The organism is Pantoea sp. B65 (genome assembly GCF_047308185.1).
In the GTDB taxonomy this organism is placed as follows: Bacteria; Pseudomonadota; Gammaproteobacteria; order Enterobacterales; family Enterobacteriaceae; genus Erwinia.
Window position 1 is genome coordinate 256,683 of record NZ_JAHXPU010000011.1, and the last position, 12,140, is coordinate 268,822.

Sequence of the window (12,140 nt, forward strand, 5' to 3'; positions counted from 1 at the left end):
AGTCTCGTCAGTCAGGACTATCAGTCGATGGTACGCTGGATTTCGATAATTTCGAATACTTCGATCATATCGCCAGGACGCACATCGTTATAGTTCTTCACGCCGATACCACATTCCATACCGTTACGCACTTCGTTGACGTCATCTTTGAAGCGGCGCAGAGATTCCAGCTCACCTTCATAGATAACCACGTTGTCGCGCAGGACACGGATTGGGTTGTGACGTTTCACGTTACCTTCAGTCACCATACAACCAGCGATGGCGCCGAATTTCGGTGATTTGAACACGTCACGCACTTCAGCCAGACCGAGAATCTGCTGCTTGTACTCAGGAGCCAGCATACCGCTCATCGCCTGCTTAACTTCGTCAATCAGATTATAGATGACGGAGTAGTAACGCAGATCCAGGCTTTCTGAATCAATTACGCGGCGCGCAGAGGCATCGGCACGGACGTTGAAGCCCAGCAGAATAGCGTTAGACGCTGCAGCCAGCGTGGCGTCGGTTTCGGTGATCCCACCTACACCAGAGCCAACAATCTTCACCTTCACTTCGTCGGTGGAGAGTTTCTGCAGTGAATCGCAAATCGCTTCGACAGAACCCTGTACGTCGGCTTTCAGCACGATGTTCAGTTCGGACACTTCGCCTTCGGTCATATTGGCGAACATGTTTTCCAGCTTAGATTTCTGCTGACGAGCCAGTTTAACTTCGCGGAATTTGCCCTGACGATACAGCGCAACTTCACGCGCTTTTTTCTCGTCACGAACCACAGTGGCTTCATCACCCGCTGCCGGCACGCCGGACAGACCAAGGATTTCCACCGGGATCGACGGACCCGCTTCCAGCACTTCGCGACCTAATTCGTCACGCATCGCACGCACACGGCCATACTCGAAGCCGCACAGCACGATGTCGCCTTTGTTCAGCGTACCTTCACGAACCAGAACGGTAGCGACCGGGCCACGACCTTTATCAAGGAAGGACTCGATGACCACGCCGCTTGCCATACCCTGGCGTACTGCGCTCAGTTCGAGAACTTCAGCCTGCAGCAGGATAGCATTCAGCAGGTCATCAATACCGGTACCGGCTTTCGCGGAGACGTTAACGAACATGTTCTCGCCGCCCCACTCTTCCGGAATGATACCGTACTGGGTCAGTTCGTTTTTAACCCGATCCGGATCGGCTTCTGGTTTATCAACTTTGTTTACCGCAACCACAACTGGCACTTTCGCCGCTTTCGCGTGCTGAATGGCTTCGATGGTCTGTGGCATCACGCCGTCGTCCGCTGCAACCACCAGGATAACGATATCGGTAGCCTGAGCACCACGGGCACGCATCGCGGTAAACGCGGCGTGGCCTGGGGTATCGAGGAAGGTCACCATGCCGTTATCGGTTTCTACGTGGTAGGCGCCGATGTGCTGAGTAATGCCGCCCGCTTCGCCAGAGGCGATTTTAGTGGAGCGAATATAGTCCAGCAGCGAGGTTTTACCATGGTCAACGTGACCCATGATGGTAACGACTGGCGCGCGTGATTCTAATGCAGCATCAGTGTCACGATCGCTCATTACCGCTTCTTCCAGCTCGTTTTCGCGGCGCAGCGTCACTTTGTGACCCATCTCTTCCGCTACCATCTGGGCAGTTTCCTGGTCGATGACCTGGTTGATCGTTGCCATTGCGCCCATTTTCATCATCGCTTTGATGACCTGGGAGCCTTTCACCGCCATCTTATTGGCCAGTTCGGCAACGGTCACGGTTTCACCGATAATCACATCACGGTTAACCGCCTGCGCTGGCTTGTTAAAGCCCTGCTGCAGGGTGCTTGGTTTACGCTTGCCTTTACCACCACGAACCGCAGCGCGCGCTTCCTCGCGATCGGCTTTTGATTCTGAATGCTTGTTGCCTTTTTTCTGACGTGCCGCTTTCACCGGACGGCTGCGACGCTCGCCTTCTACTTTACGATCGTTCTCGTCTTCAGCCTGACGTGCATGCTGAGAAGTAGTGACGTGGTAATCAGAAGTATCTTCAGGTTCGTCGGACACTTCGGTCCAGCTACTGCCTTTCTCTTCTGCCATTTTACGGGCCTCTTCAGCTACGCGCTTAGCTTCTTCTTCAATCTTGCGGCGCGCTTCTTCTTCGGCTTTGCGCTTCAGCTCTGCAGCTTCGGCTTCGCGACGGGCTTTATCTGACTGATTGGCCCGGGTAACTTCGTCGGTATGTTGATTGCTCACTTTATCTTTTTCCGCTGCTTCGCGCCTTGCTTTGTCGGCGGCCTCACGTTTGGCTTGTTCTTCGGCTTCACGTTTTGCTTTATCTGCTGCTTCACGTTTAGCTTTTTCTTCCGCTTCACGACGAGCCTGTTCTTCCGCTTCACGCTGCGCCTGCGCTTCTGCTTCCGCTTGTTCAGCGTCAGTTTCGCCTTTCACATAGGTGCGCTTTTTGCGGACTTCGATTTGCACCGATTTACTTTTACCCCCGGTGCCAGGAATATTCAAGGTGCTGCGCGTCTTGCGCTGTAAAGTCAGCTTACTTGACACGCTGCCGTGCTCACGATTCAGGTGCGTCAGTAAGGTTTGCTTTTCTTGCTGGGTCACAGAGTCAGTTTCAGACTTGCGGATCCCTGCGTCAGCAAATTGCTGTACCAGGCGTTCCACCGAAGTCTGAATCTCTGCGGCCAGCGATTTTACGGTTACATCTGTCATGCTGTTCCTTCCTGTTATTACGCGTCGTCACCGAACCAGCAGATATTGCGCGCAGCCATAATCAGCTCACCGGCCCGCTCATCGCTGAGGCCTTCAATATCTGACAGATCGTCAACACCCTGCTCAGCAAGATCTTCCAGCGTGCAAACACCTTTTGCCGCCAGTTTGAATGCCATGGTGCGCTCCAGGCCTTCCAGATTCAGTAAGTCATCTGCAGGTTTGGTATCGCCAAGGCTCTCTTCTTTTGCCAGTGCCAGAGTGGTCAACGCATTTTTCGCACGGTCGCGCAGCGCTTCTACCATATCTTCATCAAGGCCGTCGATTTGCAGCAGTTCGTTGATCGGCACATAGGCCAGCTCTTCCAGCGAGGAGAAGCCTTCTTCAACCAGAACCGTGGCAAATTCTTCGTCGATGTCGAGATGTCTGGTAAAGACGTCAATGGCTGCATGTGCTTCAGCCTGGTGCTTGGCCTGCAGGTCGTCGACCGTCATCACGTTTAGTTCCCAGCCACTTAGCTGAGATGCCAGACGCACGTTTTGGCCGTTACGGCCGATCGCCTGAGCCAGGTTTCCGGCTTCAACAGCGATATCCATGGTGTGATTATCTTCATCCACCACGATAGAAGCGACATCAGCAGGGGCCATCGCATTGATCACGAACTGCGCCGGGTTATCGTCCCACAGCACAATATCAATACGCTCACCGCCTAATTCGCTGGATACCGCCTGAACTCGCGCACCGCGCATACCGACGCAAGCACCAACCGGGTCGATACGCTTGTCGTTGGTTTTCACTGCAATCTTGGCACGAGAGCCAGGATCGCGGGCGGCCGCTTTAATTTCAATCAGCTCTTCGCCGATTTCCGGTACTTCAATGCGGAACAGTTCAATCAGCATTTCCGGTTTAGCGCGGCTGACAAACAGCTGCGCCCCGCGAGCTTCCGGACGCACAGCGTACAGCACGCCGCGAATACGGTCACCTGGGCGGAAGTTTTCACGTGGCAACATATCTTCACGCACGATGACGGCTTCCGCATTGCTGCCGAGATCTAAGGTGATGTTGTCGCGGTTCACTTTTTTCACCACGCCAGTGATGATTTCGCCTTCATGCTCACGGAACTGATCAACCACCATCGCGCGCTCAGCTTCGCGTACTTTCTGTACGATAACTTGCTTCGCGGTCTGGGTGGTGATGCGGTCAAAGGTGACAGATTCAATCTGATCTTCAACATAACCGCCGAGATTAAAGGATTCATCTTCATAGCGCGCTGCTTCCAGCGTGATTTCACGGGTTGGTTGTGTCACTTCGTCCACAATCACCCAGCGGCGGAAGGTATCAAAGTCGCCGCTTTTACGATCGATGCTAACGCGAACATCGATCTCTTGTTCGTATTTTTTCTTGGTCGCAGTGGCAAGCGCGCTCTCCAGCGCTTCGAAAATCTTCTCGCGCGGGAGGGATTTTTCGTTAGAAACTGCCTCTACAACAGCTAAGATTTCTTTGTTCATCCTGGTTAGCCTCAATCCGGACGTTTAAAAGTGGGGGACCAGGTTCGCTTTCTGAATATTACTCAGAGCGAACACTTCATCGCTACCCTCAACGGTAACAGTGATCATTTCACCTTCAACAGATTTAATGATGCCCTGCCATTTGCGGCGGTTTTGTACGGCCATACGCAATACCAGACTGACGTCTTCGCCAATGAATTGCGTGTAGTGTGCTGCGGTAAACAGGGGGCGTTCAAGGCCCGGTGAGGAAACTTCAAGGTTATAGGCCACGGTGATGGGATCTTCGACATCCATTACTGCGCTCACCTGATGGCTAACATCAGCACAATCATCAACATTGATACCGTTTTCACTATCAATATAGATGCGCAGCGTGGAAGTGCGACCACGCACAAACTCAATGCCTACCAGTTCGTAGCCAAGCGCTTCTACCGGTGCCGAAATCAGCTCTGTTAATTTTTGCTCTAATGTGGACAAGGCCACCCCCAAGACATAAAAAAAGGGCTTAATAGCCCAGTGTTACGATAGCCTGATAACAAAAAACCCCGAAAATTCGGGGCTTAATGCGACTGGACCCTGTACGCCGCAAGTGCGGCTCGGCACACAATCCAAAAGAATTTTTTTCAAAACTCACTGAAATGCGCCCTAAGATGCATACAGTATATTTGAAAAAGAACTCTAAGGGAAAGTGGTTGCGGGGGCCGGATTTGAACCGACGACCTTCGGGTTATGAGCCCGACGAGCTACCAGGCTGCTCCACCCCGCGTCCGAAAACGTGGCGAATATTACGCCGAACATGCATTAAATGCAAGTAATACTGAGATTTGGTACCGAGGACGGGACTTGAACCCGTAAGCCCAATCGGGCACTACCACCTCAAGGTAGCGTGTCTACCAATTCCACCACCTCGGCACTATTTTAACGACTTTTTAAGACGGCGACTGTTTTATTTCTGTCGCATCGAAATATTAACGACCTGACTGCTTAACGCGGGATGTCGCTATTCGGCGTTGCCGGTTTCGCTGGCGCAGTCTGTTCAGACTGGGCTGGCTGCGTGAGATTTTCCCACTCGCTGCCTTTTACTGTTTTGTTGCTGTTCAGGTTACCCAGAACCAGGCTGATAATGAAGAACAGGGTTGCCAGCACTGCAGTCATACGGGTCATAAAGTTGCCTGAACCGCTTGAACCAAACAGTGTGCCGGAAGCGCCTGCACCGAAGGAGGCTCCCATATCAGCGCCTTTACCTTGTTGCAGCATGATCAGACCTACCAGGCCGATTGACACAATAAGGAAAATTACCAGAAGAGCTTCGTACATAATCAACCTGTTCCTTGCGCGGTTACCGCACATTAAAAGCTTCAAACCAGTCAAATGGATGTTGTCGTCATTACCCACCAGAAGCGGGTGTGAATACTAACCAAAGGACCCTGTACACGCAAGCGCAATTTCAATGCCCGCAACTGATTGCGGAAAAAAACGGCAAAAGCGCGATTAAACAACCAAATATCGGTAAACAGCTTCCCCAGCGGAGTAACCACTAACCGGTTACAGAGGCGGCATTCAGGTCTGCCGCCCGCCAAATTAAACCGCCTTTACCGCATCCGCAATGCGATGCGCCAGCGCGGTAACCTGCGCTTCATCTTCGCCTTCCACCATCACGCGGATCAGCGGTTCGGTGCCGGACTTACGTAATAACACCCGACCACGCCCGCGTAATTCTTGCTCTACACCGGCAGTGATCTCTTTTACCGTGGCATCTTCCAGCGGATCGTTGTCACCGCTGAAACGGACGTTAACCAGAATCTGGGGCAGCAACTTCATACCACTGCACAGGTCGTGCAGGGTCATATGGTTACGAACCATCGCGGTAAGCACCTGCAAACCGGCGACAATACCGTCGCCAGTGGTGGTTTTGTCCAGCAGGATCACATGGCCGGAGTTTTCCGCACCGATGCGCCAGCCTTTTTCCTGCAGCTTCTCCAGCACATAGCGGTCACCCACTTTCGCGCGGACAAACGGAATACCCAACTGCTTCAGCGCCAGCTCAAGGCCGATATTGCTCATCAGCGTACCCACCACGCCACCGCGCAGCTGACCCTGGCGCAGACCTTCCCGGGCAATAATATACAGGATCTGATCGCCATCGACTTTATTGCCAAGATGGTCAACCATCATAATGCGATCGCCGTCACCGTCGTAGGCCAGACCGATATCGGCCTGCTCCGCCAGCACCCGCGCCTGCAGCATGCGTACATCGGTAGCGCCGCACTCTTTATTAATATTCATGCCGTCCGGCTGACAGCCAACCGCAATCACCGTCGCACCCAGCTCACGCAGCACGTTGGGGGCAATGTGATACGTTGCGCCATTGGCACAGTCCACCACAATTTTCAGTCCGTTGAGGCTTAGCTCGCTGGGAAAGGTCCCTTTACAGAATTCAATATAACGGCCGGCAGCATCCACAATGCGGCTGGCGCGCCCCAGCTCTGCGGAGTCAACGCAGGTGATAGGCTTTTCCATCTCGGCTTCAATCGCCTCTTCCACTTCATCAGGCAATTTGGTGCCATCAATCGAAAAGAACTTAATGCCATTGTCGTCGAAAGGGTTGTGCGATGCGGAGATCACAATCCCGGCTTCAGCGCGAAAGGTACGCGTCAGATAAGCTACCGCCGGGGTCGGCATCGGCCCGGTAAAGGCAGCGGAAAGTCCCGCAGCGGCCAGGCCAGCTTCCAGCGCCGACTCCAGCATGTAACCAGAAATGCGCGTATCTTTACCGATGATAATTTTCTTCGAGCCATGGCTCGCCAGCACCTTGCCAGCCGCCCAGCCAAGTTTCAGCACAAAATCAGGGGTAATCGGTGTCTCACCCACTTTGCCGCGGATCCCATCGGTACCAAAATACTTACGATTACTCATAGCGTTACTATTCCTTCGCTGATCGTGTCGCTTCGACAACCCGCATCGCTTCGACGGTTTCTTTAACATCATGTACGCGCACAATTTGCGCGCCCTGCATCGCGGCAATCACCGCACAGGCAATACTGCCGGTTAACCGCTGCGTCGGCCCGACATTCAGTAGCTGTCCTACCATTGATTTACGGGACATACCGACTAAAAGCGGCAGACCGAAGTGATGCAGATCGGCCAGGTGTGCCAGCAGCTGATAATTGTGAGAGAGATTCTTACCGAAACCAAAGCCCGGGTCGAGCAGCAACTGCTGTTTTTTAATCCCTGCCGCGGTGCAACGTGCGATCTGCTGCACAAAAAACGCATCCACTTCCGCCAGCAGGTTGTCATAGTGCGGCGCCTGCTGCATCGACTGCGGATCGCCCTGCATATGCATCAGACAAACCGGCAGACCGGTTTGCGCCGCCGCCTCCAGCGCGCCAGGCTCCTGCAGCGAGCGAATATCATTAATGATATGAGCACCCACGCGCGCGGACTCACGGATCACCTCCGCTTTGGAGGTATCCACCGAGATCCACACTTCAAAACGCTGAGCGATAGCTTCGACTACCGGAATCACCCGCTCCAGCTCCTCTTCCACGCTCACTTCCGCCGCCCCTGGCCGGGTCGACTCGCCGCCGACATCAATGATGGTGGCGCCGGCATTGATCATTTCATTGGCATGGGTCAGCGCCTGAATCAGTGAATTATGTTGACCACCATCGGAAAAGGAGTCTGGGGTGACATTCAAAATGCCCATCACTTGCGGATATGAGAGATCCAAAACCGAGTTTCTGGCGTGTAGCTTCATTTTGCTTTTCCTCTGGCAATCTTTGGCAGCTGAGGGAGCCATAAGTGACTCCCCTACAAGGTTTCCGGCATTAATGTCGCCTGGATAAAAAAAGAAAAACCCCGGTCAGCGCCGGGGTTTTGCAGGTAGGTCAGTCAATTCAACAAATCCGAATTATTTGTCGCCTAACTGCTCAGACATGGTGTTGCCTGGGTTTGGCGTACGAGGTTCATCGACCGGACGCGGCGCTTTCGGCGTACCGTTACTGTCTGAATTGTTGGTGTTCGTTGCCTCTTCCCAGCCTGCTGGCGGACGCACCTCACGACGAGCCATCAAATCGTCAATCTGTGGCGCATCAATGGTTTCATACTTCATCAGCGCGTCTTTCATCGCGTGAAGAATGTCCATATTTTCATTCAGAAGGCGACGGGCGCGCTGATAGTTCTGCTCAACCAGAGATTTTACTTCCTGGTCGATAATGCGCGCAGTCTCATCAGACATATGCTTGGCTTTTGCTACCGAACGACCAAGGAATACTTCGCCCTCTTCTTCAGCATACAGCAACGGACCCAATTTTTCCGAGAAGCCCCACTGTGTAACCATGTTACGTGCGATGCTGGTAGCGACTTTAATGTCGTTAGAAGCCCCGGTAGAAACATGTTCCACGCCGTAGATAATCTCTTCAGCCAGACGGCCACCGTACAATGTGGAGATCTGACTTTCCAGTTTCTGCCGGCTGGCGCTAATCGCGTCGCCTTCCGGCAGGAAGAAAGTCACACCCAGTGCCCGTCCGCGCGGAATAATCGTCACTTTGTGCACCGGATCATGTTCCGGCACCAGACGACCAATAATCGCGTGGCCTGCTTCATGATACGCCGTCGACTCTTTCTGCGATTCCGTCATCACCATGGAGCGACGTTCCGCACCCATCATGATTTTATCTTTGGCTTTTTCAAACTCAACCATCGATACCACACGGCGATTGCCGCGCGCGGCAAACAATGCCGCTTCGTTGACCAGGTTAGCCAAATCGGCGCCGGAGAAGCCGGGGGTACCACGCGCAATCACTGACGCATCAACATCGGTCGCCAGTGGCACACGACGCATATGGACTTTCAGAATCTGTTCACGACCACGAACATCCGGTAACCCTACCACCACCTGACGGTCGAAACGGCCCGGACGCAGTAACGCCGGGTCAAGCACGTCAGGACGGTTAGTTGCGGCGATAACGATAATGCCTTCATTACCTTCGAAGCCATCCATCTCCACCAGCATCTGGTTCAGCGTCTGTTCACGTTCGTCGTGACCACCGCCTAACCCGGCGCCACGTTGACGGCCCACGGCGTCGATTTCATCGATAAAGATGATACAAGGCGCGGCTTTCTTCGCTTGTTCGAACATATCACGGACGCGGGATGCACCCACACCGACGAACATTTCCACGAAGTCAGAACCGGAAATAGTGAAGAATGGGACTTTCGCTTCGCCGGCAATGGCTTTCGCCAGCAGAGTTTTACCGGTACCCGGCGGCCCCACCATCAGCACGCCTTTGGGAATTTTACCACCCAGTTTCTGGAAGCGACTCGGCTCGCGCAGGTATTCCACCAGCTCGGCGACTTCCTCTTTCGCTTCGTCACAACCTGCGACGTCGGCAAAGGTGGTTTTGATCTGATCTTCAGTCAGCATGCGGGCTTTGCTTTTGCCGAAGGACATCGCGCCCTTACCGCCGCCGCCTTGCATCTGGCGCATAAAGAAGATCCAGACACCGATCAACAACAGCATCGGGAACCATGAAATAAAGATCGAAGCCAGCAGGCTTGGTTCTTCTGGCGGCTCACCGACAACTTTTACATTTTTGGTCAACAGGTTATCGAGCAACTTGGGATCGTTGACAGGGATGTAGGTCGTGTATCGATTACTGTCTTTTTTGGTTACGTTGATTTCACGCCCGTTAATACGTGCCTCGCGGACCTGATCCTGGTTCACTTCCGACAGGAAGGTTGAGTAATCAACCCTACGGCCATTCGACTCGCTGGGCCCAAAGCTCTGGAATACAGACATCAGCACGACTGCGATGACCAACCAGAGAATCAGGTTTTTCGCCATGTCACTCAAGGGATTAACCTCATATTACAACTGTGTTAACAGACAGCGTAGGGTACTATATATCCTTCAAACCTGGAATCGTAGTTTGTTATCACGATTCCAATTATTCTGGCTATAGTTTGCGCCCTGTCGCTACAATGTACACTTCACGCGATCGTAGGCGCGAAGCGTCCGGCTTACGAATTTTTACTTTCGTAAACAGGGAGCGAATTTCCCGGAGGTATTCATCAAAGCCATCTCCCTGAAATACTTTCACTAAAAAACTGCCGCCAGGTGCCAGAACATCACGACACATCTCCAGCGCCAGTTCAACTAAATACATCGACCGGGGAATATCAACGGCAGGTGTACCGCTCATGTTGGGCGCCATATCTGACATCACAACCTGAACTTTTTCTTCACCAACGCGTTCCAGCAGCGCCTTAAGCACTAATTCTTCACGAAAATCGCCCTGAAGGAAATCGACACCGACGATAGGATCCATCGGTAAAATATCACAAGCGATAATACGACCTTTTGTCCCAATCTGCGTTACCACATATTGCGACCAACCACCCGGTGCCGCGCCAAGATCGACGACGGTCATTCCCGGTTTAAACAGCTTGTCACTCTGCTGTATTTCATCAAGTTTAAACCAGGCACGCGAGCGCAACCCTTTTTTCTGCGCCTGAAGCACATATTTATCGCTAAAGTGTTCCTGCAGCCAGCGGCTGGAACTGGCCGAACGCTTTTTACCAGTCATACAATTTCCAACTATTCTTCATCATAAGCGATAAATAAACCGCCTAAAACGGTTCTGCTGTTTGGTGATACACTCGAGATGGCGGTAGAATGTACCGTTTTCAATCCCAATGTAAGTAAAAAATACGATGAATCTGAGTACCAAACAAAAACAGCACCTGAAAGGCCTGGCCCATCCGTTAAAGCCCGTCGTTATGCTGGGTAACAATGGCCTGACCGAAGGTGTGCTGGCCGAGATCGAACAAGCACTCGAACACCATGAGCTAATCAAGGTGAAAGTCGCGACGGAAGACCGTGAAACCAAAAACCTCGTTGTTGAGGCTATTGTACGCGAGACGGGTGCATGTAACGTGCAGGTAATCGGCAAAACGCTGGTGCTGTATCGCCCATCAAAGGAACGCAAGATTTCCATACCGCGTTAATGGCCTGAACGACGCGCTTCAGGATTCAAACCTGTGCTCAAGGCTCATTAATGGCAAAAGTGCCATGCTCCTGCATCAGATAAAAGGCCGCACTGCGGCCTTTTTCCTATCTTTACAATCGATCGCCCCAAATCACCCTCATCAGTCGACAAATGCGGATAATTTGTTCAGCGGCATGGCCGGCGGAACAAACTGAACCGGGACGGCCAGCGGCTGAGATCGTTGCCTGCACGCGGTCAGATGTACTGAATATTCAGAATTTCGTACTCGACATCACCGCCAGGGGTCTTAATCACCACCACATCGTCCACTTCTTTACCGATCAGGCCACGTGCCATCGGCGAATTAACGGAAATGAGGTTCTGTTTAAAATCCGCCTCATCATCACCCACAATGCGGTAAGTAAACTCTTCATCACTGTCCACGTTTAATACGCTAACCGTGGAACCAAAGATAACGCGACCATTGGCGTTCATTTTAGTGACGTCGATCACCTGCGCATTAGAAAGTTTAGCTTCAATTTCCTGAATGCGGCCTTCACAGAAGCCCTGCTCTTCACGCGCAGCATGGTATTCAGCATTCTCTTTCAAATCACCATGCTCACGTGCTTCAGCGATTGAGGCAATAATTCTGGGGCGTTTAACGGTTTTCAGCTCCTCGAGCTCTTCGCGCAATTTCTCTGCGCCCCTTAACGTCATCGGAATTTGGTTCATCTCAATACCTCGTAATCTGTCCTGTTCAAAGTGTCGTCATCCTGACGGGGTGACTGCAGATACCGCGTTCTGCGGCGCTTACTGCTGAATTGCAAACAAAAGAAACCTGACCCGGAGAATATCCCCAGGGTCAGGATCGGTTTTGCATTTTGATACGTATTTTAACCCAGAGTTCCTTATGGGTCATCGTTTACTTTGCACCTCAATGCACCGTAGTA

General features: G+C 52.5%; 10 protein-coding genes and 2 tRNA genes. 1 reads left to right on the forward strand and 11 read right to left on the reverse strand.

The features are described from left to right. Positions 1-20 precede the first annotated feature (20 nt). The 10 genes from infB to rlmE all read right to left on the reverse strand — a co-directional run bounded on the left by infB (position 21) and on the right by rlmE (position 10,788). Positions 21-2,696: a translation initiation factor IF-2 gene (infB, locus tag JWF83_RS02120; protein ID WP_413648297.1), complete on the reverse strand. Its 2,676-nt coding sequence runs from the start codon at positions 2,694-2,696 to the stop codon at positions 21-23. 17 nt (positions 2,697-2,713) lie between these two features. Continuing rightward, the gene (gene nusA, locus JWF83_RS02125) at positions 2,714-4,201 is read right to left on the reverse strand and encodes a transcription termination factor NusA (protein WP_413648298.1); all 1,488 of its coding nucleotides are present in this window, start codon (positions 4,199-4,201) and stop codon (positions 2,714-2,716) included. A 24-nt stretch (positions 4,202-4,225) separates the two neighbouring features. Next, complete coding sequence (gene rimP, locus JWF83_RS02130) at positions 4,226-4,678, reverse strand: ribosome maturation factor RimP (protein WP_413648299.1); 453 nt, start codon at positions 4,676-4,678, stop codon at positions 4,226-4,228. A gap of 212 nt (positions 4,679-4,890) precedes the next feature. Beyond that, positions 4,891-4,967 (reverse strand) — tRNA-Met (locus tag JWF83_RS02135). Between the two features lie 59 nt (positions 4,968-5,026). Beyond that, a tRNA-Leu gene (locus JWF83_RS02140) sits at positions 5,027-5,113 on the reverse strand. A 72-nt stretch (positions 5,114-5,185) separates the two neighbouring features. Further along, complete coding sequence (secG, locus tag JWF83_RS02145; protein ID WP_413648301.1) at positions 5,186-5,518, reverse strand: preprotein translocase subunit SecG; 333 nt, start codon at positions 5,516-5,518, stop codon at positions 5,186-5,188. A gap of 264 nt (positions 5,519-5,782) precedes the next feature. Beyond that, a complete protein-coding gene (glmM, locus tag JWF83_RS02150; protein WP_413648302.1) occupies positions 5,783-7,117 on the reverse strand; it encodes a phosphoglucosamine mutase in 1,335 nt (444 codons plus the stop codon). A 7-nt stretch (positions 7,118-7,124) separates the two neighbouring features. Continuing rightward, positions 7,125-7,958 carry a dihydropteroate synthase gene (gene folP, locus JWF83_RS02155; protein ID WP_413648440.1) on the reverse strand — a complete coding sequence of 278 codons (834 nt, stop codon included), beginning with the start codon at positions 7,956-7,958 and terminating at the stop codon, positions 7,125-7,127. A 153-nt stretch (positions 7,959-8,111) separates the two neighbouring features. After that, positions 8,112-10,046: an ATP-dependent zinc metalloprotease FtsH gene (ftsH, locus tag JWF83_RS02160; RefSeq protein WP_413648303.1), complete on the reverse strand. Its 1,935-nt coding sequence runs from the start codon at positions 10,044-10,046 to the stop codon at positions 8,112-8,114. A 112-nt stretch (positions 10,047-10,158) separates the two neighbouring features. Next, positions 10,159-10,788, reverse strand: coding sequence for a 23S rRNA (uridine(2552)-2'-O)-methyltransferase RlmE (rlmE, locus tag JWF83_RS02165; RefSeq protein WP_413648305.1), 630 nt, complete (start codon positions 10,786-10,788; stop codon positions 10,159-10,161). Positions 10,789-10,915: 127 nt separating this feature from the next. Here rlmE and yhbY point away from each other — a divergent pair, with 127 nt between their 5' ends. Next, positions 10,916-11,209, forward strand: coding sequence for a ribosome assembly RNA-binding protein YhbY (gene yhbY, locus JWF83_RS02170; RefSeq protein WP_413648306.1), 294 nt, complete (start codon positions 10,916-10,918; stop codon positions 11,207-11,209). A 236-nt stretch (positions 11,210-11,445) separates the two neighbouring features. Here yhbY and greA read toward each other — a convergent pair whose 3' ends face one another. Next, positions 11,446-11,922 carry a transcription elongation factor GreA gene (gene greA / locus JWF83_RS02175; protein ID WP_413648307.1) on the reverse strand — a complete coding sequence of 159 codons (477 nt, stop codon included), beginning with the start codon at positions 11,920-11,922 and terminating at the stop codon, positions 11,446-11,448. Between the last annotated feature and the right edge of the window lie 218 nt (positions 11,923-12,140).